22 protein-coding genes are annotated in these 22,798 nt (G+C 45.1%); 5 read left to right on the forward strand and 17 right to left on the reverse strand.

Annotated elements, in window-relative coordinates; genetic code table 11:
- The first annotated feature begins 9 nt into the window (after nucleotides 1-9).
- A complete protein-coding gene (locus tag R3D00_06355) occupies nucleotides 10-612 on the forward strand; it encodes a TetR/AcrR family transcriptional regulator (GenBank protein ID MEZ4772789.1) in 603 nt (200 codons plus the stop codon).
- Between the two features lie 20 nt (nucleotides 613-632).
- Complete coding sequence (aroE, locus tag R3D00_06360) at nucleotides 633-1,487, forward strand: shikimate dehydrogenase (GenBank protein MEZ4772790.1); 855 nt, start codon at nucleotides 633-635, stop codon at nucleotides 1,485-1,487.
- 6 nt (nucleotides 1,488-1,493) lie between these two features.
- Here aroE and R3D00_06365 read toward each other — a convergent pair whose 3' ends face one another.
- Nucleotides 1,494-2,138 carry a DsbA family protein gene (locus R3D00_06365; GenBank protein MEZ4772791.1) on the reverse strand — a complete coding sequence of 215 codons (645 nt, stop codon included), beginning with the start codon at nucleotides 2,136-2,138 and terminating at the stop codon, nucleotides 1,494-1,496.
- Nucleotides 2,139-2,164: 26 nt separating this feature from the next.
- A complete protein-coding gene (locus tag R3D00_06370; protein MEZ4772792.1) occupies nucleotides 2,165-2,461 on the reverse strand; it encodes an antibiotic biosynthesis monooxygenase family protein in 297 nt (98 codons plus the stop codon).
- A 148-nt stretch (nucleotides 2,462-2,609) separates the two neighbouring features.
- Here R3D00_06370 and R3D00_06375 point away from each other — a divergent pair, with 148 nt between their 5' ends.
- Nucleotides 2,610-4,310, forward strand: coding sequence for a S8 family serine peptidase (locus R3D00_06375; protein MEZ4772793.1), 1,701 nt, complete (start codon nucleotides 2,610-2,612; stop codon nucleotides 4,308-4,310).
- Nucleotides 4,311-4,327: 17 nt separating this feature from the next.
- A complete protein-coding gene (locus R3D00_06380) occupies nucleotides 4,328-5,071 on the forward strand; it encodes an EI24 domain-containing protein (GenBank protein MEZ4772794.1) in 744 nt (247 codons plus the stop codon).
- Here the strand turns inward: R3D00_06380 and nuoB are convergent.
- The 9 genes from nuoB to R3D00_06425 form a co-directional block, all read right to left on the reverse strand.
- The gene (gene nuoB / locus R3D00_06385) at nucleotides 5,068-5,562 is read right to left on the reverse strand and encodes an NADH-quinone oxidoreductase subunit NuoB (protein MEZ4772795.1); all 495 of its coding nucleotides are present in this window, start codon (nucleotides 5,560-5,562) and stop codon (nucleotides 5,068-5,070) included. The two genes, R3D00_06380 and nuoB, sit on opposite strands and share 4 nt — an antisense overlap.
- Nucleotides 5,563-5,618: 56 nt before the next feature.
- The gene (locus tag R3D00_06390; GenBank protein ID MEZ4772796.1) at nucleotides 5,619-6,017 is read right to left on the reverse strand and encodes an NADH-quinone oxidoreductase subunit A; all 399 of its coding nucleotides are present in this window, start codon (nucleotides 6,015-6,017) and stop codon (nucleotides 5,619-5,621) included.
- 120 nt (nucleotides 6,018-6,137) lie between these two features.
- Nucleotides 6,138-6,287 (reverse strand): hypothetical protein, encoded by a 150-nt coding sequence (locus tag R3D00_06395; protein ID MEZ4772797.1) that lies wholly within the window; start codon nucleotides 6,285-6,287, stop codon nucleotides 6,138-6,140.
- A 404-nt stretch (nucleotides 6,288-6,691) separates the two neighbouring features.
- Entirely contained in the window at nucleotides 6,692-7,246 is a 555-nt protein-coding gene (gene def, locus R3D00_06400; protein MEZ4772798.1) for a peptide deformylase, read from the reverse strand.
- Between the two features lie 64 nt (nucleotides 7,247-7,310).
- A complete protein-coding gene (gene ruvX, locus R3D00_06405; protein MEZ4772799.1) occupies nucleotides 7,311-7,721 on the reverse strand; it encodes a Holliday junction resolvase RuvX in 411 nt (136 codons plus the stop codon).
- 7 nt (nucleotides 7,722-7,728) lie between these two features.
- Entirely contained in the window at nucleotides 7,729-8,946 is a 1,218-nt protein-coding gene (locus R3D00_06410; protein MEZ4772800.1) for a HAMP domain-containing sensor histidine kinase, read from the reverse strand.
- Nucleotides 8,947-8,950: 4 nt separating this feature from the next.
- Entirely contained in the window at nucleotides 8,951-10,120 is a 1,170-nt protein-coding gene (locus R3D00_06415; GenBank protein MEZ4772801.1) for a glycosyltransferase, read from the reverse strand.
- 56 nt (nucleotides 10,121-10,176) lie between these two features.
- Nucleotides 10,177-12,204, reverse strand: a complete 2,028-nt coding sequence (locus tag R3D00_06420; protein ID MEZ4772802.1) for an ABC transporter transmembrane domain-containing protein — start codon at nucleotides 12,202-12,204, stop codon at nucleotides 10,177-10,179.
- Entirely contained in the window at nucleotides 12,164-13,681 is a 1,518-nt protein-coding gene (locus R3D00_06425) for a sigma 54-interacting transcriptional regulator (protein MEZ4772803.1), read from the reverse strand. Before R3D00_06425 ends, R3D00_06420 begins: the two co-directional genes overlap by 41 nt.
- Before the next feature lie 70 nt (nucleotides 13,682-13,751).
- On the opposite strand from R3D00_06425, the gene R3D00_06430 reads away from it, so the two are divergent.
- The gene (locus R3D00_06430) at nucleotides 13,752-14,723 is read left to right on the forward strand and encodes an acyl transferase (protein MEZ4772804.1); all 972 of its coding nucleotides are present in this window, start codon (nucleotides 13,752-13,754) and stop codon (nucleotides 14,721-14,723) included.
- A 16-nt stretch (nucleotides 14,724-14,739) separates the two neighbouring features.
- Here R3D00_06430 and R3D00_06435 read toward each other — a convergent pair whose 3' ends face one another.
- The 6 genes from R3D00_06435 to R3D00_06460 all read right to left on the reverse strand — a co-directional run bounded on the left by R3D00_06435 (nucleotide 14,740) and on the right by R3D00_06460 (nucleotide 22,579).
- Complete coding sequence (locus R3D00_06435) at nucleotides 14,740-15,135, reverse strand: response regulator (protein ID MEZ4772805.1); 396 nt, start codon at nucleotides 15,133-15,135, stop codon at nucleotides 14,740-14,742.
- Nucleotides 15,132-16,061 (reverse strand): ATP-binding protein, encoded by a 930-nt coding sequence (locus R3D00_06440; GenBank protein MEZ4772806.1) that lies wholly within the window; start codon nucleotides 16,059-16,061, stop codon nucleotides 15,132-15,134. Before R3D00_06440 ends, R3D00_06435 begins: the two co-directional genes overlap by 4 nt.
- 3 nt (nucleotides 16,062-16,064) lie before the next feature.
- Complete coding sequence (locus R3D00_06445) at nucleotides 16,065-17,204, reverse strand: FIST N-terminal domain-containing protein (GenBank protein ID MEZ4772807.1); 1,140 nt, start codon at nucleotides 17,202-17,204, stop codon at nucleotides 16,065-16,067.
- Between the two features lie 342 nt (nucleotides 17,205-17,546).
- Nucleotides 17,547-19,952 carry a penicillin acylase family protein gene (locus R3D00_06450; protein MEZ4772808.1) on the reverse strand — a complete coding sequence of 802 codons (2,406 nt, stop codon included), beginning with the start codon at nucleotides 19,950-19,952 and terminating at the stop codon, nucleotides 17,547-17,549.
- Nucleotides 19,953-20,011: 59 nt separating this feature from the next.
- Nucleotides 20,012-21,022 (reverse strand): hypothetical protein, encoded by a 1,011-nt coding sequence (locus R3D00_06455; protein ID MEZ4772809.1) that lies wholly within the window; start codon nucleotides 21,020-21,022, stop codon nucleotides 20,012-20,014.
- A gap of 399 nt (nucleotides 21,023-21,421) precedes the next feature.
- Nucleotides 21,422-22,579: a THUMP domain-containing protein gene (locus R3D00_06460; GenBank protein MEZ4772810.1), complete on the reverse strand. Its 1,158-nt coding sequence runs from the start codon at nucleotides 22,577-22,579 to the stop codon at nucleotides 21,422-21,424.
- Nucleotides 22,580-22,798: the final 219 nt, after the last annotated feature.

A 22,798-nucleotide genomic window follows, 5' to 3' on the forward strand; every position in this document is an offset into this window, starting at 1 on the left:
AATTGATAAATGGGAAGAAAAAGTAAATCAACCGTCAGAAAACAGGAGATCCTTTCGTACTTCTACGATGTTATCATTGATGAGGGGTTTGAAGGGGCTTCTATAGCTAAGATTGCCAAACGGATGGAAGTGAATCCCAGCCTTCTTATCCACTATTTCACCAACAAAGATGCGATGGTGCTGGGTCTGATTGACTATATTATTTCTACGTATTCTTCTCATATTCTGCCCGACTTTTCCCATGTAACTGATCCTCTGGAGAGATGGGAGGATGTACTTGATGTGGTTTCCCTGATTCAATGGGATCGAATTATGAACAATACCGTTTTTTACAGTTGTTATACCCTCGCGCTGCGGCTTCCTGAAGTAAAAGAGCGGTTTGAAAAATATTATTCATCTCTGCGCAATGCTCTGGTTAGCGAGATTGTCCATGCAAATAGCCATAACGTGATACAGGTCAAAGACCCTGAAAAGGCGGCCAGACTCATGATTTCATTGGTTGAGGGTTCGAATTTTTATCAACATCTTGACTCCTCCAATCCGGGAAACAATGATCGGGCGAATATGATCAAACTGACCATTCGGAATATGTTTGTCGGAAATAAAATCTGAACTTCCTACAGCTACTTTATATGTCAACGCCACTAAATTTCCGACAGGAACTGACTGCCGTATTTGGGAAACCTGTTTCCGAAAACCCTACTCAGGCAATGATTGAAGCTGCCTACAAACATCACGGGCTTGACTGGCGGTATCTGACGATTGAAGTTGATCCTGCTGATCTGGCGTCAGCTGTAAATGGCGCGAAGGTTATGGGTTTTCGGGGATTTAACTGCACCATTCCCCACAAGGTTGCGGTAATTCCTCTTCTTGATGCGCTGGGTGAATCTGCTGCGCTGATGGGGGCGGTAAATTGTGTGGTACGGGAAGGCAATCGTTGGGTAGGTCAGAATACAGACGGGAAAGGATTTGTACGGTCGCTAAAAGAAATCACAGATACCGCGGGTAAAAAAATTGTAATTCTGGGTGCGGGCGGTGCTGCCAGGGCGATTGCTGTTGAGCTTGCACTGAACCATGCAGGGCATATTACGATTGTAAACCGCTCCGAAGACAGAGGGCGCAGCCTTGTGCATTTGCTCAATGAAAAGACAGCGGCGCCCGCCAATTTTGTCCATTTACATGAGACCTTTTCACTTCCACCCGATACAGATGTATTTATTAACGCGACGAATATCGGTTTGTACCCGGATGTGGATGCGCGGATTCCGCTGGAATTTGGCTCTCTGAAGCCAGCGATGATCGTGGCCGACGTCATCCCCAATCCACCCCGCACCCACCTGGTGCTTGAAGCAGAAGCTCTTGGCTGTAAGGTCATTGATGGCCTGGGTATGCTGGTCAATCAGGGCGTGATCGGTATGAAGTATTGGACCGGGATAGACCCGGACCCAGCGGTTATGCGAAAAGCACTGGAAGATATTTTTGGTTGACGATGACTATTCGCTACGGGGCGCTTCTCCGTTGAAAATCCGTTGAACAATAGCGTCCATCCGTTCAAAAGTACTATAGCCGATTGAAATCGCCCATAGCGTACGGTTATGCTGCAACAGCATCGTGGGGAAACTATTTGCCCCCACTTGTCTTGCCCATAAAAAATCATCCGTTGTCTCTTTCCGCACGTCTTCCTTGTAAAACAGGGCCTCAAACGCCACAGGATCTACGCCAAATGGCTCAAGCAGCGGGAAATAGGTTTCAACTTTACCCGTGTCCTGATTGTCTCTGTAAAAGGAATGCTGGATTGATTTGAAAAACGAAAGTGTAGATTCTGGCTGTAAATGGCGAAATGCAACCACAGCCCGGCAGGGTTTTTCGGTATCGTAAACAAATGCACTTTCGGGATCGAGAATGGCATAATTGAAAGGTTGCCCGCTAAGTTCTGTTACCTGTGCCCAATGCTCATAGAGAAATCTCCGCAGATCCTTATTCATAGGATGGATTTCGTGTGTTCTCAAACCACCTACCACTACCTCAAATGGAAAAGATTCATAGCTGTTTTTGAGTTTCTCCAACTCGTCAGAAATACCGTAACACCACGAACAAAGGGGATCACCCACATATATAAATTTGGTCAAGTCATCCATAGGGATACAAAATTAATCATTTTTTACTAATCGATTTTCTCCAAAGCGATCAGTGAATAGGCTACCGGTTTTTCTGAAAATAGCGCGCTGGTCTTAGGCCATACAGCCTTAAACACACTACTGTTGCGATATGCTTCCAGACTGCTTTCATCTTCCCATAAACTATGGGTATAGCGAATGAAGGGGTTCCGGGCATCTTTCATCAGTTCCAATTGCCGGCACCCGGGGAAATGGCGAATTTCATTTTTGTGTTCATTGAAAATCTGCTGAAAAACTTCCAGTTTATCCTCCTGGAAAACCATTCTGACGATACGTACGATCATAGTTTAGATTGAATAATGGCAAATTTAACCATGAGGCTGCTTATATTCAGAGAGATTGTCGCTTTTTTCTTTGTACTTAAACATCTAATTTTAAATTGCGTTTACAAAACGGGAATCTCCGGAAAATTGATTTATCGAAAATATTGGTATGAAAAATATTTTGTCTGTATTCACCCTGATCTTTATGGCTTTGTCTTCTTTTGGACAGGAGGCTGTTTGGGTATTTTTTAAAGATAAAGGTTCTTTGTCCAGATTGGAAAATCCCCACTCATTTTTAAGTGCGGATGCGATTCTCCGTCGCGAAGAAAAAAATATTCCCATCACAGTCTCTGATCTTCCGGTAGAGCCTGCATATGTGAAAAGACTTAAGTCAAACAATTTTGAGGTAGTTTCGACTTCCCGCTGGCTTAATGCTGCGGTAGTGCGCATGGATTGCAGCCGCAGAGCGGAGGTTTTGTCGCTGGATTTTGTGGCGGGGATACGTCCTGTTGCCCAAATCGTATCGACTGCTACAGATGATGCGCCTGAAGCTATCAGCCCGGGCATTTATTCTCCCTTGCTTTACGGGCAGGCAGAAGAACAAAATAATATGCTGAATATCGCCGGTCTGCATGAAAGAGGATTTACCGGTCGGGGCGTGAAGATGGCGGTACTGGACGCAGGGTTTCGGGGAGTAGATACCATTGCGGCTTTTGATTCCATGCGGGCAGAACATCGCATTCTCGCTACCTGGGACTTTGTGGATAATGACGAGACGGTGTATCATTCGGATGCACATGGAACGCAGGTGCTTTCGGTAATTGCCGCGAATATTCCCGGTCAGTTGGTGGGAACCGCGCCCCATGTTTCAGTTATCCTATTACGCACCGAAAACTCCCGTTCTGAAACCCGCCAGGAGGAATACAATTGGGTAAAAGCTGTGGAAATGGCCGATTCTTTGGGGGTCGATATTATTCATTCTTCTCTGGGATATACCGAATTTGACGATGATGAAGAAAGTTATACCTACGAAGATATGAATGGGAATACCGCGATAACCACAAAGGCGGCGGATATGGCTGCCCGGAAAGGGATCATCATCACGGTAAGTGCGGGTAATGAAGGCGACAATCATTGGCAGCATATTGTGGCCCCATGCGACGCAGATAGTGTGTTGTGTGTAGGCTCTGTAGATCGTCTCCAGAATCTTTCTGGTTTTTCCTCGATCGGCCCTTCATCCGATGGTCGTATAAAACCAGATGTAGTTGCTATGGGAAGCCGCACCATGGCTGCAAATCCTAACAACAGAATTTACGGGGTAAATGGCACCTCATTTTCCGGGCCGTTGATTGCAGGTTTTGCCGCTTGTCTCAGACAAGCGCATCCCGAACGCAGTAATATCGATATCATCCGTGCCGTCCGTCTGAGTGGAGACCAGGCCGGTCTTCCTGATGAAAAATATGGTTACGGCATTCCCGATGCGGTCAAAGCAGATTCGTTGCTTTCCAATGTGGAAGATCTGACGATGGTCAAAATCGAAACACTTGAAAAACCCCAGCGGGGACTAAAGGTTGTTCAAAAGCCTGTGATGATTCTAGATGCTGGAGACAATATAGTTTTCACCGAAAAACCCCAAACTGCTGTGGTCGTAGGGGAGCAACAGGTAAGTATCAGTACAGAAGGAGCGGGTGCGGGCATCGTCAGCTATACAATCTATAAGGGCAAACAAAAACTTACGATCAGCGATACCGAACTGAGTGCGGGTGAAAAAACAATCACACTCAACACAAAATATCTGTTGAAAGGCAAATATTATATCGATATCGTTACTGACAGATTCGAAGAAAAAATTCCTTTCGAAATCCGTTAATATAACCCCTGGCTTCTATGATTAAAGATATTTCGGATAGTCTTTCCGCCTATGGAAAGGCGTTGAGAATGATCGGACAGTACAATCTGTGGCGATATATTATGATCCCGGGCTTGGTAAGTGTGGTAGCTATATTTTTGTTGTTAGCAGGCCCGGTAGTATGGTTTGCCAACAGCTCGGTGGAGCAGATGATTGTGGACATGATTCCCATCGAGGGGTTGAAAGGAATTGCCGAAGGCCTGGCAGATGTGCTGGTCTTGTTAATTACCGTGTTTTTCATCTTCTTTTTTGGGAAATATATTGTCCTTGCTGTTGTATCTCCATTTATGGGAGCACTTTCAGAGAAGATCGAAGAGATTGAAACCGGCAAAAAGGTTTTATCGGACAGCCATTTTTTTGCAGACCTGATCCGGGGGATTACGGTTTCGCTGCGGAATCTGCTGATAGAAATATTTTTGACACTACTTATACTGCCGTTGCATCTGATCCCAGTTATAGGAACGATTGCGGCCACAGCGCTGAGTGTGAGTGTAGAGGCTTATTTTGCCGGTTTTGGCAATATGGATTACACACTGGAGCGGAAACGATACAGCGTTGGGCAGAGTGTTTCATTTATTCGCCAAAACCGGAGTAAGGCCATAGGCAATGGCCTCGGTTTCCTCGGAATATTAATGATACCGGTACTTGGATGGTTTATGGCCCCGGCGTTGGCAACGATAGCCGCAACCATTACCTCGTTGAGCGTATTGCAGAAAGATTAGTCCTGGAGGAGCGAGTGTTCCTTCCGGATTTTTTCCTGAATCGTCTGAAGTGCTTTGATAACAGATTCTGGTCTGGGCGGACAGCCGGGAATATATACATCAACGGGAAGGAAATTGTCTACCCCTTGAACAACGCCATAAGCTCTGTGCATACCACCGGTAGAAGCGCAGGCTCCCATTGCGAAGCACCATTTTGGGTCAGGCATTTGGTCCCAGATGCGTTTGATTGCATGAGACATTTTGTAGGTACACCATCCGGCTACGATCATGAGGTCAGCCTGACGAGGTGAAAAGCGAAATACTTCACTGCCAAACCGGGATACATCATATTTAGGTCCGGCGAAAGCCATCATTTCGATTGCGCAGCAGGCAAGCCCCATGGGCATTGGCCATAAAGCATTGGTACGTGCCCAGTTGGTCACAAAATCAACGGTGGTGAGCATATACCCCTGCTGAGGTAATTGTTTTGCTAATGCTTTTTCTAATCCCATGACAATAAAACCGGATTAATGAATATTTTGTTTTGATTGGAATGAAGATAGTCAGATTACCACTTCAGCCCGCCTTTTTTATAAACGTAAATGTATCCTACAAAAAGAATCAGAATAAAAACCAGCATTTCAACAAAAGGGAACACCCCAAATTTTTGAAGCAACTGGCGGTACTGAACAGCCCATGGATACATAAATACCACCTCGATATCAAAGAGGATAAATAACATCGCAACGAGATAGAATTTTACAGAGAAACGCTCATTGGCCGAACCTACGGGATCCATACCGCTTTCATATACCGAACCTTTGACCTTATTGGGACGGGCGGGCCCCAACAGCCAGGAAAGATTGGTAAGCAACAACCCCAGAAACAGTGCGATACTGATCAGGATAAAAATAGGAACGTAGTTGAGTATAGTTGTGGACAGGATCATCGGTGTATTTATCTCCATAACTGATCATTCTGAATTAGCCCCTAAATATAGAGACAATTGCCGGATTCTTCCAATTATTTCATAAAAAAAGGGAAGCCGTAAGACTTCCCATCGCATTTTTTTGAATAAGAGAAACTGTTAGTTGAGAGAAACATTGTGCATTTCTTCCAACTGGCTGATCATGCGGGTAAGTTTTCTGTTTTCGCGTTCACCCAGATTTCTTACACCAATTCTTTCAGCTTCGTGGATCATGTCGAGACGAGTGCCAAGCTCATGATAGCTGAGCAAAGTACTGCCGTTAAGTTTGTTTCTAACAACTTCCCTGTTCAGAAAGCTCTTAGTGTTCTGTAATTTTGAGTGCAACTCTTGAGAAGTCATAAAGAGAAGTGATTTTGAGACATACTAAACCTAATATCCTCGCAAATATAAGAGGAAAAACCGGACTTCCCAAATAAAATGTTAAAAAAAACGAGCAAATACTGCCAATTATTGCATGAACCGTAATCGTTTACGTAAAAAATAAAATTTTTATAAAATCCTGTATATTCTGTGATTACTGCCTGTTGAAGCGGAAATGACGGGTAACAGGAAAGTCTGATTTTTCGTTTTTTTGTTTTATAATGAAGAAATGTTTCGCGATTATCTTACATGACCGTCTTTGAAAGAATTTATCAGTTCTTGTCATCAGAACTTCATGCCTTCCTGTTAAACTTCATCGGGTATTCTACATCTATATCTCCTCTGATGATTCGCTGTAGTTTGGGCTTTAGCATAGAGCGGCGGAGATTGGATATATGATCCATAAAAAGGATGCCCTCCAAATGGTCATATTCGTGCTGGATCACTCTGGCTTTCATACCAGAAAAGGTTTCGGTTTTCTCTTCAAAATTTTCGTCGAAGTAGTGGAGGGTAATATCACTTCTTCTCCTTACCACTTCGCGTATATCAGGAATGCTTAAGCAGCCTTCTTCAAATCCCCAGGGTTTACCTACTTCCTCCACTTTTTGGGGATTAATAAATACCCGTTTGAAGTCCTGCATTTCTTCGTCTTCCATAGGGGCACCATCCACTACAAACACCCGTATCGGAAGATTGATCTGGGGCGCAGCCAATCCCACTCCCTGGGCATTATGCATGGTTTCAAACATATTTTCTATCAATACAGGCAGATCCGGATACTCGGGGCCGATTTCTGCTGCTTTTGTTCTCAATACCTGATGGCCGTAACCTACGATGGGAAGAATCATGTTTTTCTCTTTGCGACTATTTTCCAGCTCGCAAATTTCTCTCTTTCCGGCAAAAAATCAAAACTTAACGATTTTCCATAAACTCCTGAAGAATAATTGTCGCACTAATCTGGTTTACCAGGTGTTTGTCTTGTCTTTTTTTTCGGCTCAAACCTGCGTCAATCATCGTCTGGAAGGCCATTTTGGAGGTAAATCGCTCATCCCGGAAATGTATTTTTACCTGTGGGTATTTTTTTTGCAACTGATCACCCAGATTTCTCACGGCTTCAGTAACATGGGTATCCGTGCCATCTGTGCGGGTCGGAAACCCCAACACGATTTCACTGATCGCTTCGCTGGCAAATAGTTCTGCTAACTTATTGTCCAACCCGCTGGTATCAAAACTACCAATACCCGTGGCAATGATCTGCATCGGGTCTGTCCAGGCCAGGCCTGTGCGTTTTAATCCATAATCAATAGCTATGATCCGTGGCATACAGTCTTCATGATTTATAGGTTTTGGGAAGGAGTACCCGGAAGGTCGTACCCTTGTCGACTTCTGAGGATTTTACAAATATTTTCCCCTGGTGATAATTTTCAACTATTCTTTTTGTCAGGCTCAGGCCCAATCCCCATCCGCGTTTTTTGGTAGTAAATCCGGGTTCGAATACTTTTTTGAAATTGCTTTTGGGTATGCCTTTTCCTGTATCTGTAACATCAATATAATACTGAAGCCCTCTTTCTCCAGCATCAATGCGGATTACGCCTTCTTTGGACTGTATGGCATCCAAGGCATTTTTAAGAAGATTTTCAATCACCCAGTCAAAGAGCTGTGGGTTGACAAACAGCTTACTCTCCAGGGGAATATTGTTATGTAGTTCCAGTTTGATACTGCCTCGCTGAGTCATTCGTTTTTTGAGGTACTCGGCAGAATGATCCAGGACTTTTTTGAGACTTGTCTCAACGAGTTCGGGTTTGGAACCAATCTTTGAAAACCGTTCTGCGATATTTTCCAGCCTTTTGATGTCCCGCTCCATCTCTAATATGAGTTCGCTGTCATCGGGGCGGTTCTCCATTTTGAGCTTCAGCAATTCAATCCAGGCCATAAGACTGGATACCGGTGTCCCAAGCTGGTGGGCGGTTTCTTTTGCCAGTCCTACCCAAACTTTATTTTGTTCGTTTCGTTTGGCGATCGCAAACCCTGCAAACACGGCACCGATAAACACAAAGGCCACAAGCATCTGCACAAAGGGAAACCATCGAAGCCGCTGTACGAGAAGAGAATTTCCGTAGTAAACCTTTTGAAAACGCCCGTCATCAAATTCGACTTCTATGGGAGGATATTCCTGCTTTAACTGTGCAAGTTTTTTCCGTATGGCGATTTCTCTTTCCGCTTCAGTAAGGGTTTCCGGAAGTTGAATATTGTCGCCGTCAATCGATTCTCCTTCACCAACCAGAATTTTTGGCGTTTGGTCATCATTGGGGCGTATAATTCTGCTATGGATAAACGCGAGCGCTTCTGACGCAGAATTGGGATCATCCGGGTCAATTTCGTCTGTGATAAATTTGAGTGCGTCGCGATATAATTCCACCCCTGATTTTTCTTTTTCTTCCAACTGCCTGGCCAGGTAATTGGAGTACACCAAAGATCCCGTGAGAATGATCCCGGCAAATCCATATATGATCAGACGGGTGAGCAGTCTTGTTTCAAATGAAAGCATGCTATTATTGTTTCAGCAAAGTTTCCAGCTTTTGCACTGATGTTTCCCAACTAAAATGGTTCTTTACGAAAGATACCCCTTTATTGCTTAAGGTCTGATGTAAATTTTTATCTCTATAAATGCGAATGACCTGCGCGGCAAAGGATTCTGCGGTGTCGGCAAGCAGGATTTCTGTATTTGTTTCTGCACCTATGGCGTTATTGACCAGCGGGGTTGTTACGCAGGGAATGCCCATAGCCATAGCCTCGAGGATTTTATTCTGCTGGCCGCTTCCCGTGAATAATGGCGCGACAAAAACTTCTCCCTGGGTATAGGCGTCTCTGATATCTTCAACCCAACCTGAAACAGAGACTCTGGGGTCTTTTTCCAATATCGTTACCCCTGAGGTGGGACGTGCTCCGGCCAATAATACCCTGGCATCAGGAATCTGTTTCCATATTTCGGGCATGATTTTCCGTACCAGAAACCGCGCTGCCGTGACATTGGGGAAATAGCCCAGGTTCCCGACAAATACTACAAGGTATTCTGGCTTTGGGGGCTTTTCCTTCCGGGAAAAATATTGCGTATCTATCCCGTTGGGGATAATGCTTACGCCTGCCTGGGCCTCCTCTGGCAACAACTGCCGGTCCTGCTCCGAAATAATGGTTCGCACACCCGATTGCCGGGAAGCATATATTTCTGCCTGTGATAATTTTTGGGCTTCCCACTTAAAAAATGGACGAAGCCAGGAGCTTGCATGTTCGGCCCGGCGATTCATACCTACCGAAAAACAATCCATATAATCCAGTATCAGCGGCAAATCCCAGTTTTGAGTATATGGATACATCCGTATCAACTGACAGAATACGGCATCGGGTTTTTCTGCTGCTAATATCCTATCGAGCTGTTTTTTTACTGATTGCCTGAAAAAATACCCTACCTGAAACGGATGACCGGAAAATATGGTCATGATCAGGTGCCAGATAATGCCGGGCCGTGTAAGTGGAAAGGTGAAGACCTGCGAGCAGAATGGTTTCAACGCTTCAAAATCTTCGTTACTTATCGACTGGTCTGTAAGTGAGCAAAGTACAATTTCGTGTTTCTGACTCAGCACCCGTATCTGATGATAGATACGAAGTTTGTCCCCTTTTTCAAGTGGATACGGAAATCGTGAGGTGAGAATCATCAGCTTCATACAGGGGCAATTTACGATTTTTACCCATGCAACGAATACAGATGACGTACGAATGCTTATCCTTCCAACTGAAGTTTGAGCAGGTTGCTGTATGCACCTGCCTGAAGTATGGAAAGCTCCTCATGTGAACCCGACTCGATAATTTTTCCTTCATTCAGCACATAGATCCGGTCCACCTGCCGGATTGTGGAAAGCCGGTGTGCAATGATAATGGTGGTACGGCCTTCCATCAGCTTATTGAGAGCGGACTGAACCAGGCTTTCAGACTCGGCGTCGAGTGAACTGGTGGCCTCATCGAGGATGAGGATGGCGGGATCTTTCAGTATCGCCCGGGCAATCGCAATGCGCTGCCGCTGGCCTCCTGATAGCTTGATGCCTCTTTCTCCTACAATGGTATCGAGTTTCTCCGGAAAACCCTGAATAAAGTCCCATGCATTGGCCTTGATTGCAGCGGCCATGATTTCTTCTTCTGTTGCATTCGGTCTGCCGTAGGCAATATTTTCCTTGATACTGCCGCCAAAAAGTATCACCTCCTGAGGTACGACGCCAAGGTTTTTGCGGAAAGCAGCCAGGTCATAGTCGTTGATACTTTTTCCGTCCACAAGAATCTGCCCGTTCTCCACCGGATAAAATCGCATCAATAGCTGGGTAACGGTAGATTTTCCTGCACCACTCTGCCCTACGAGGGCGATCTTTTCTCCCGCAGCAATGTCGAGGCTAAATGATTTTAATACAGCAACTTCGGGCCTCGCCGGATAAGAAAAGCCTACCTCGCGAAAGGCGATATTCCCTTCGATTTTTGCCGCAGCAGTTTCTTCTTCGGCTAGAATAAGCTCGGGCGTTTCACCCATGATCTCTCTGATTCGTTCGGAAGCGCCGATCGTTTTCTGTAGCTGGCCATAAAGATCTCCCATACCCGCAACAGAACCTCCGATGAAGGTTGTGTAGAGGATAAATGACACCAACTGGCCGATGGCAATTTCTCCTGAATTGATCATATGGGCGCCAAACCAGATGACGAGGATGATTCCGCCAAAGAGGGCCACGAAAATAAATGAGACAAACGCGCCGCGAAATACAGCTGCCCGTAGCGCTGTACGCACAACTTTCCCGAGGGCAGTTTTATATTTTATGGTTTCAAGCAACTCATTGGCGAAGGCTTTGACGATCGAAACAGACTGAAAAGTCTCTTCGACAATGGTATTGGACTCGGCGAGAAGATCTTGTGTGGATTTGGAAAGCTTGCGGATATATCTTCCAAATATCAGGGCGGCAACGATGATCAGCGGAAAAGTGCCCATCATAAAGAGCGTAAGTTTGGTTGATATCATTACGACCAGAATCACGACTCCTATAACAAAAGTCAGAATCTGCCGCAGAAACTCTGCCAAAGAAAAAGACAACATATCCTGAAGCTGGGACACATCCGCGGAAATGCGGCTATTAAGTTCACCGACACGACGCTGCTCAAAGAAAGGAATCGGGAGGGTGATAATCCTTCGGTAAAGATCAAGCCTGATATCGGCCATGGCACGCTCACTTACCTGGGCAAAGAGAAATATTCTCAGGAAAGAAAAAATTGCCTGAATACTGAGAATACCGGCGAGTATAAGTGCTGTATAATTGATTTTGCTTTCAGAGAGTTTTACCCCTGCCTCCGGCGGTGCGATGGCTTTATCAAGATCTTCCCGGGATATTTTTTCTCCGGCTTCCGCAGATTTCCGGAGTGTCTCTATTTGCTGGCGCACCTGGGCATTGTCGGTTTCCCGTGCGTTGAGCAGCTTGTCTATGTCCGCTTCTGATAGTTCGCCTCCAAGCAGTACTTCTTTTTGGAGTTCAGGCAGAACCACATCCGCCATAAACCGCGGCTTGGCTGCATCGACCAGTTCTCCCAAAAAATAAGGGAATGTCAGTGTCGCACCCGTAGAAAGCAGCAGAAAAAACAATCCCAAAACAAAATACCAGCGATAGGGAAGTATATAGCGGTATATACCCGTCAGCTTCTTGAGCCCTTCTTTGGTAATTTTCTTTTTTTCAACTTCTTCATTCTTCATAATATCCGCCATAATCCGAATCGTCATCATCTGAAGGCATGTTCAGCATGCCACTCAGCAAGTCTTTAAATTGTGAGCCGGAATCAATACCCTGTTTTCCGACAAGAGAATATTCTGCCAACCCATGAAGGACGAATTCCATGAGGAAATATTTTTTTTCTTCTGAAGTTTTTGGATGGGTATCCCTGACCAGTTTTTCAAGTCCGGGAATAGACTTTAGCCTTTCTCTATATTGTTTTTCATTGAGATCAGCGGGGAGATCGAGAACCTGGCCGCGACCAAACCAGCGGGTGATTTCGCGGTAAGGATTGTTGTTATCGTTTCTTTTGAGTTTTTCCGGGTTGGGGAAATAGCGGGCAAATGTAACCCTGATAGCCTTATTGATCAGCTTTTGTGCGACAATAGCCGGCCCTTCCTGTTCGCCTTCATATACGAGCTCAATTTTCCCGGTGATGGCAGGCACAACTCCCACGAGATCGCCCACACGCGTATAACCTTTGGGTTCATTGTTGATAATGATTCGCCTTTCTACTGAGCTGTGAAGGTTTTCATAGGCGGTGATGGTCAACCTGGCGGATACGCCGCTTTTCTCATCTACAAACTCACTGGACCGGGCCTCGATGGCTACCTGCTCAACCAATTCAGCGCAGATATCTTCAATGACTACCGTTGCTTTTTGTTGTTGGGGAATACGGGCTTCCTGGCGGGTAATCTGCTGAGAAAGTTCCAGCGATTTGGGGTAGTGAGTCAGAATCTGGCTTTCGATCCGGTCTTTGAGCGGAGTCACGATGCTTCCCCGGTTGGTATAATCTTCGGGGTTGGCAGTAAAGATAAACTGTACATCCAGCGGAAGTCTCAGCTTAAAACCCCTGATCTGGATATCCCCTTCCTGGAGGATATTAAACAAAGCCACCTGAATACGCGGTTGAAGGTCAGGTAATTCGTTGATTACATAAATGCCTCTGTGCGCACGGGGAATAAGCCCGTAGTGGATGACCCTTTCATCAGAATAAGGCAGTTTCATGGTGGCAGCTTTGATCGGATCGACATCCCCGATAAGGTCAGCGACCGTAACGTCGGGTGTGGCCAGCTTTTCTGTATATCTTTCAGAGCGATGCATCCATTCTATGGGGGTTTCATCTCCTTTTACCGCGACAATATCCCTTCCGAAGCGGGAAAGCGGCTGAAATGGGTCATCGTTAAGTTCTGAACCGGCAATTACCGGAATATATTCATCCAGTAAATCAGTCATCTGCCGGGCGATACGCGTTTTGGCCTGTCCCCGAAGTCCAAGCAGGATCATATTGTGCCGGGAAAGAATCGCCCTTTGCATATCAGGGATAACGGTTTCTTCATAACCGACGATTCCTTTGAAGATATCACTGCCATTTCGCAGCGCAATGATCAGGTTGTCGCGCAATTCGTCTTTGATAGATTTGGGAGTGTAGCCATAAGCTTTGAGTTCTCCCAATGTCTTTATATGTGTAGGAATGGAATGGTCTGTCATTGAAAATATTTGAATAATTTAGTGGTGAAATTACAATCAATTTATTGCAAGCCCAAAAGGGAAAACGTATATGGCAGCATTTGATCCCGAATTCTATATTTCGCGGCTATTTTCCTCCCAAAGAGACTTCGCCGGACTTGAAGCCGAATTGTGGGCATTCCAGTACCGCCATAATCCGGTAATCCATGCTTTTTGCCGGGAACTTGGAACTAATAAACAGGTATCCGTACCCATTGGTTTTTTTAAACATTTTGAAATGAAAACCGGTGAATGGACACCGGAGACAAACTTCTATAGTAGCGGTACCACCGGACAAATTCCTTCTCAGCACCCGGTGAAAGACCTTTCTTTGTATGAAAAAAATTCTTTGGAAGGGTTTTTCTCTTTTTTCCCCCGGCAACCCTACCGTATCCTTGGGTTACTGCCATCTTACCTTGAAAGATCGGGATCTTCGCTGGTTCATATGGTTAAAACATGGATAGCGGCATTTGGTTTGCCCGGAAGTGGATTTTATTTGCATGATTTCGAATCTTTACGAATAGCCCTCAAAGAAAGCGAAGCTGCAGGGGAGCGGATACTCCTGATCGGAGTCGCTTACGCTTTGCTGGATTTCGCCGAAGAAATGGGGATTCAACTCCCGCCTGACGCGATTGTCATTGAAACCGGAGGCATGAAAGGTCGTAAGGAAGAAATTATCAGGGAGGAACTGCACGCTCGCCTGAAGGCTGGATTTGGACTGCCACATATTTACTCAGAATACGGAATGACAGAGCTCCTGAGCCAGGCTTACACAGACCATACCGGAAGGTTTCGCCCGGCACCTACGATGCGGGTGTATGTCTCGGATATCCATCTCAACCGACTGATCGAGCCTGCGGGCATTTCGGGGCGGTTGCATATCGTCGATCTGGCCAATGTTTATTCATGTGCTTTTATCGCGACAGATGATATTGGCCGGATATATCCCGACGGGACATTTGAAGTGCTCGGAAGATTGGATACAGCAGAAATGCGGGGCTGTAGCCTGATGGACACCCGGTGATTGCTGATTAAGTAAATCAGAGATATTCTTCTCTCAATTCATTAAAAATCTCAACGGTAAGCGGCTTGTTTAAAAACCCGCTGATACGTTCATTGATATCGGCAAGCGCTTTGTCTGCGGGATTGATAGACGTTGACAACATCCATATTTTGGACGATTGGCTGCTGACTTTTTTCTCGTAAGCTTTGATAAATTCCCATCCGTTCATACCGGGCATATTGATATCCAGAAAGATAACTTCCGGCGACGCCCCATCATTATCATTGACAGAAATCAAATAGTCGAGCGCCTCTGTAGCACTTTGAAAAAACACAAGGTCTTCTGCAATTTCAGCTTCCCGGGCGATGATCTTATGATAGTAGTTCGTAGGGTAATCATCATCTATGAATACCAGACATCTGAATTTTTTCATTCAACAATCATTTGGGGAATAGTGAAGTAAAAAGTACTGCCCTCACCGGGAGTAGATTCAGCCCATATTTTCCCATCATGAAGCTCTATGATTTTTTTGCAACGCGAAAGCCCGATTCCGGACCCCTCCATTTTGGCGGAATGATTTAATCTTTGGAATATGATAAAAATCCGATCTCTATATTCGGGGTTAAAACCTATTCCATTATCAGTGATGGAAAACTCCCATGCGTTCCATGAAGCTTTGCAGTCAATATACACTTCAGGGATAATATCATCTTTTGAATATTTTAAAGAATTGGAGAGGAGATTTTGAAACAGAGAATGCAGTTCGTTTTGATAGCCTAATACAACAGGCAGGGGCGCCTTCCTGATAACTGCCTGCTTCTCTGATACAAGGCTGGACATATCTGTAAGCACATCATCAACCAAAGTATTGCAATCAACTTCACATTTGGATCCGACTTTGCCAATCCTTGAATATTCAAGGATTGCCCTGATCTGATTACTCATGCGAATACTCGATTGAGAAATGAACGACAGATACTCTTTCGCTGCATCATCCAGAGAATCTCTTTTTTTTCTTTCCAGAAGCTCTACAAAGTTTAAAATCGTACGAAGGGGTTCCTGAAGATCGTGAGAAATAATATAGGCAAACTGAGCCAACTCTTTATTTGTCTCTGAAAGTTGTTCGTTTATCCGCTGCATTTCCCGTGTATTTTGGTAAAGTTCTTTATTTTTCTCCTCGATCTCCTCAACCGTTTTGCTTAAAAAATTTTCTGTGATTTTTTTGTTTTCCCGCAATTTCTCAATGATGAATTTTTGGCGGATATTCTCGTTTTCCATGGAAAGAAAAAGCGCATGCGCCTCCTCTTTTAACTCATTGGAAACAGATGAATCATTTTTTATTTTCTCCCAAAAATCCATAAGTTACATTGCTTTCAGACTGAATAGAGAACAAGTTACATTGTGAAATGCACAATCCCCGTTGATTGCGCTGTTTCCAATTTCTCCATTTGACAGAAATCCTGCCATTGGAACGTTCCAAATTTCGTGTATAAATTTTACCTCATCCTCCAGCATAGGCCCCAGAGATGTATGCCGCCCTTTGCATGATACCATTACCAAAGCATCTATATCAGAGAAGGTTTCACTGAATTCTTGAAACTGCCGGACCGTATCATCCACCACGGAAATATCAGGTGGCGGACAGAATTTGAAATTTACCCCTGTATTTATTTTTCCTGCTGCCAAAAGCGCTCGGTTTTCCGTATCATAAATCAATAGCGAGCGCAGATAGCTGGTGCCATCATTCTGGAAAATTTTAAGCGGATATTGGCCTGGAATGGTATAAAGGCCGTCATTGTTGGCGAGTTTGTATTCGATATTTCCAAAATAATTTAAAAACAGATCTAGTGCAGGCAGACCGTCTATTTCATAGATGATGTTTTTGTCGGCTTTAGTTACCGTATGAGTTTTTCCAAGCGGCTTCCATCCACTTACCGCAAGGCCTTTCATCTGTATTTTATCTGTATCGAGTATAAGGGCAGAAACACCAAAATTGCTGACGCTTTCATGCGTGAACGTGCAAGTATTATTATGCTGAATATTGTCTCCGGCCAATCCCCCATAAATTGGAATTTCTCTGGTAATATTTTTCCGTATGCCCTCTACCGGCCCATCACCTACTACTCTTACACCACTGATAAACAAGATAATTCCAGGATTTTGGAAAGTCTGATCTGCAATTTCGTACAATTTCTCTCCTGAAGAGTAGGCCTCTACGTCAGTATGCTCAAACTGAACAGTTTTAAAGTAGGACCGATTGAAGTCCATCAATAAAACAGAAAAAGTGTTGCTCAATATGGCATTATCCAATATTTCTCCCGAGGTCGTACAGCCAATCAGCTCTATATGGTTTTCACGAAAAATACTGAGGCTATCTTCAAATGGGAAATCAGGAGAACTAAATCCTATGGCTATGGTTGGCTGAAACTGATGGTGAATAACTGATTTGATTTGAGACGCCAATTGCTCTATTGATGTAGCGGAAATGGAAATCACGTTCATAATGCTCCCCTTTAAGTGAATAGTAGCGATTGTGTCATATTAGGAAATGCTAATTTGCGAAACCCTCAATTATCATTCCCTTTTTGGAAAAAATAAAATATATAAGAAGAAAACAATGATTTTTGTTTTATGGATTTTGGATCTCAGAATAAAACTAAAATATGCTAAAGGTGATATGATACATTCTTTATGTTCCAGTTGTATTTTTATGCGGGAAGTGCGAAATAACCGTGGGAGTATATTCCTGCAATGTGAAAAAAGTCGCTCGGATGTTTCGTTTCCCAAATATCCTATGCAGCCCGTGTATGTGTGCAGGGGGTACAAAAACTCAAAGTAAACAGACTATTTTCCAGTCATCCAGAAATGATTTTTTTGTTTTTCCCCGATTTCCTTCCGGTTGGTCAACATGGTCCGGTATTCGCCCCGTAAATACATCTCTGCCTGGTCGCTGTAGTGCGGACTCATGGGGTTGCCGGACTGCCCCGTTGGCAATATAGTCTGCGCGTGTTCTATATCTGCAAAATCTATTACGGCCCTTCGGGACGGGCCCATTTTGGCTTTGTAAAAACCTGATGGAGAATTGGAAAAGCCGGTATTATTGATCACTTCCTGACCACCAGCGATAGGGAAGGGGCCGACATTAAATAATTTGTCAAGCGGAGGCTGTTTTCCGAGTGGATGCTCATGTTCAACTGTGTGGATTTTTGCCCATTTCCATTCATTGACATCATTGCCCAGCAAAGTTTCCAGTTCAGCCAAAGCTTCAGAAAATGCCTGGTTGCAGATGTCTGTACGACTTTCCTTCATATCTGCGGTCAGCAGGTTGTCCCACCAGAGCGAGGAGTCATTGGCCAGAAAGTAAGGAAGGGATCTTTTGATCAGGTGTGTAGTCGAGATAGCCAAATAGTCCTTTTCGCCCAACTCGTCCATCATGGCCAGATACATCATGCGGTTGGTAAGCTTGTAAAACAGGGTAGGGCCGACCTCATCCAATCCATGACTTCCATCCCATTTTTGCATGATTTCGATAGCTGTTTGTGCAATGGCGGATGAGTTCTTTTCTTTATCAATCAATGGGAGAATGGTTTTCAGTATTTCAGGGTAAGCCGGAGTGGTATCATCATTGGCCATATCCCGTACTTCTTCTGCGGACCATACCGCTTGATTATCCAGCAGGCTTGTGATTCTCCGGGCACGGATTTCGGGCACATAATAACCCGGTATCAGGAAGCCATCCACTGCCTCCGGCTGGTTATTGGCGGAATATACATATCCCGTGGGGGGATTTTCGCTTTGCGGATGTGAAGCAAAAGGCAATACCTCCAGCGGTTCATCTTTGCCCGATGCTCCGTCGAGCATAAGTTTTGTGTTGACATGATCGGCATACCTGACCAGATGCCCGGTCGTCCACCACGCGACATTCCCTGCCGTATCACCATACATGACATTGAGCCCGGGTGCGTGAACAATGGCCACGCTTTCTTTCAACTCTTCCATGGAATGTGCATGAGCAAAGCCATAAGCGCCTTCCAGCACCCGCGGTTCTGTCTGAAGATAACTCCACCAGAGTGAAACCGGCATAGTATCCACTTCGGCAACCGGTGCATATAAATGATTGATCACAGGCCCGTGGCGTGAAATCTGCACGTTGATCGTTGTATCCTCTTTTCCTTTGACATGGATAACCTCCTCCCTGATGGTGAGATTTTCCCAGTGATCATTTGCCCAAACCTGATCGGTATTTTCGGGATTGACCTTCTCCCGGTAAAGATGCGTATCATCATTTTCAAACATCGTGAGTCCGATCGCATGACTTCTGGTATGGCCAATGGGGGCAAAGGGAAAACCGGCAAGATGATTTCCGTACAGCATAAACTCCGGAGTTTCGATATGCGCTTCATACCATACAGCGGGTTGGCCATAACCGATATGAGGGTCATTGGCGAAAATAACTTTTCCGGAAGCAGATTTTTGAGGGCTGAGTACCCATGCATTACTTCCTATGAATGAGCCAATAGGCAGCTGATTGAGCACCTGGTCAATGGAAGCCGCAAGAGAGGGTTTTTGCAGGGAGCTGTCCCCAAAATGCCAGGGAATTTTTGCCTGGTTGCCCTGTACGTTGAGGTTCAGGTCGCGAAGATAATCTTCGCCATACAGTTGCAAAATTTTGTTGACCAGAGGTTCTTCCTTAAGACCTTCAGCAAAACCAAAAGCCATGTAACCGGAGACATCATAGAGAAATTCGACGGTAAATGGCTGTTTTTCAAGGCCAAGGATTGTATATTCAATTGGAGTTTCTCCTGTTTCTACAAAAGCGTTGACGCCATTCAGGTAGGCGGTCGCCGCTTTTACCCAGGGTTGATCAGGGTTTGACCGAAATTTTTTTGCGGCAGTTGTCGAATGTTGATGAATGCCGAGGGTGCGAAAAAGCAGATCTGCTTTGATCAGGTCAGGGCCGAAGGTTTCGGCCAGCCGCCCTTCCGCCACACGGCGGATCAGCTCCATCTGAAACAGCCGATCTTTGGCGTGGACATATCCCAGTGCAAAATAGACGTCGGTCTCATTTTGTCCATAGATATGAGGAACCCCAAAGTCGTCGTAGAAAATTTCAACAGAATCAGAGATTTCCTCAGAGGCAAAAGCACCGTCATATTCAGGGGCGGTGGAGGAAACAAAAATATATCCACCGGCGATACAGATCAGGACAATTGCCAGAATGGCAATCAGGGAGAAGCGTAGTATTTTCATAATCCAGCGTAAAAATTTAAGGCCGGAAGTTATGAAATGTTTTTAAATAACTGATGAGGCTATTCTCCGGCGTATTTTCCGTAGAGGAATTTACCCTTTTGCACTTCACCATTGGTTTTGGTGAGCGTACCTTCTCCGTGGACACGGCCGGCGTTAAACTCCCCTTCGTAGATATTACCATCGGCGTAGGCGTACTTGCCATTGCCATGGCGTTTGTCCATATTCCATTCACCCTCATAGCGGCTGCCGTCGCTGTAAACGTAGATACCTTTGCCATGCTTTTGTCCATTCAGCCACTCCCCTTCATAGACATCGCCGTTGCTGTGAGTCAGTTTGCCGGTACCATTGTATCGCCCATTGCGAAACTGCCCGGTATAGCTGGAGCCCGCCTGGGTGGTTAGTGTACCGATTCCGGTCATTTGACCTTGCTGCCATTCGCCTTCATAGACAACGCCTGAGGCAAAATCCATTCTTCCCTGGCCATTTTTATCGCCATTACTCCAGTTCCCCTCATAGATATCGCCTTTTTCCGAGATCATTTTTCCATGCCCGTTGCGTTTGTTATCGACAAAATCACCTTCGTAGATATCCCCGTTTGGGTAAATATATTTTGCAGTACCATTTACTTTTCCGTTGGTCCAGACACCTGATATTTCTGTGCCGTTGGGAAAGGTAAGTACACCCGTACCATTTTGCTGATCCTCCGCCCAATCGCCTTTATAAATATTGCCATTGCTGAATGTGTAGGTACCCGAGCCTTCCATTTTGCCTTTTTTATAGGTTCCTACGTAGATGTCTCCGTTTGAATATGTGTAAACCCCTTCTCCGCTCATCTCATCATTTTTCCATTCGCCTTCATACTGGTCGCCGTTGGCGAGTTTGTAAAGACCCATTCCATGGCGTTTTGCGCTTCGCCAGTCACCCTTATAGTAATCACCATTGGGATAGGAATACACGCCTTTTCCGGTATCGCAGTCGCCTTTGATACATTGAGCCGATAGTGAAAATGGGGCAATTGCCAGAAGGGAGAGGCTAAGAACGGTAATCAGGGATTTGTAAAAATTTCGCATATTCAGCAAGTAATTAGGCACCGTTAAAATTAATGGATTGGCTTGTGGCATAAAGGTAATTTCCGATCAATTCCTTACATCTATTAGAAACCGCCTGCTAAGGTCCATTCAACTGGCATTTTTGAGGCCGATATTTCTCGCAGATTTATCCACATATACAATAATCAGTCCACCAGTCAATTACATTGTTGATAATTTACGAAAATTATAGGAAATTCTCAGCAACGGCATCTCACCTGGATTTGCATAAAAAATCAAAGAATTCGGCGCGAAATCGTCAACGAATAGATGTCTTACTGCCAAAAATCTACATTTTGTGCAAAAATCTTACGAGGTTGCAAGGCCGTTTGGCCGGAATTAAAAAATCCATCCGAAAATAATTCCGGTAATCCGTAGTATTTAAACCTGTTTTCGGCTCCCTTCAAATATGCTGTAGCAGTGAAATCTGCAGGGGAGTGCGCCATTGAACACATGAAGTTTTTTATCGGGGCGAAGTCCGATACTTTTCATCGCAGGATGGTTGGAACTGACGATCCAGACCTTATAGCCAGCCCAGGCTTTTTTCATCCGGTCTCCGATGTTTTGGTAGAACCCTTCAATATCTGTCTGTTCGATTCTTTCACCGTAAGGCGGATTCATAATGAGCGTTCCACCATTTTCGGGTGCAGGGCGGGTAAGAAAATCCTGTTGAGAAAATCGGATAATTTTTTCCATTCCGGCAGCCTTTGCACATGCCTGGGCGATTTCAAGATTTTGTGGAGAAATATCAGACCCTTCGATGAGTCCGGAAAAAGGTTTCTGTTTTCTTCGCGCTTCGTTTTTGACTTTTTGCCAGAGCGGATAATCATAGTCGCGCCAGGAGCGGAAGCCAAAGTTGCGGCGAAAAATGCCTGGCGGAGTATGGGTGGCAATGAGGGCAGCTTCTACGGGCAGGGTTCCCGATCCGCACATAGGGTCCACAAAATTGCCCTGACCGTTCCATTCGGCCAGCATAATCAGACCTGCGGCTAAGACTTCGTTGAGAGGCGCAATATGTCCCTGGTTTCGGTAACCACGCCGGTGAAGAGATTCCCCGGAACTGTCGAGCGCGAGAGAAACCTTGTTGCCGGCGATATGAAGGTTGATGCGAAAGTGCGGATTTTGCAGATCTATGGACGGCCTTTTTCCGGTTTTTGCACGGAATTGATCCACGATTGCATCCTTGGTTTTGAGAGCAGCATATTGAGAGTGCGGAAAATGAGGAGAAGATACGGCCGCGTGAATGGCAAAAGTGTGGTCATTTCCCATGATGGAAGTCCAATCAAACTCCTGCACCCGGCGGTACAGCAAATCGTCGTTGTCAGCTTCAAAGTCAAAAATAGGCACAAGGATACGCAAGGCTGTGCGTAGGCAGAGGTTGGCTTTATACATCAACGCCTTGTCACCGGAAAAGCGCACAGCACGGTTGAGGACAAGTACATCCTGCGCACCGATTGTGCGGAGCTCTTCTGCCAGGATTTCCTCAAGCCCAAATTGGGTGGTAGCGATCAGTGGAAACGATTCAGAAAGGGGATTCATAGGGCAAATGTAGGGAATACGGGAGGTATTCGGGGCGTAAATAAAAAAAAATGGAGAATATTTATGGAAAAATATGGAACAGCGAGTCTCTGAGAGTAAATGATATCCAGGCAGCTGCAAAGATATCCGTTCTTTGAATTACGAATGAAGGTCTGAGCACACTTCATCCTGAAGAAATCAGGACAAATCTGAATGCAGGGGCATATGATGACGGAGTAA

The sequence above is a fragment of the Bacteroidia bacterium genome, assembly GCA_041391665.1.
Lineage (GTDB): Bacteria > Bacteroidota > Bacteroidia > J057 > J057 > JAGQVA01.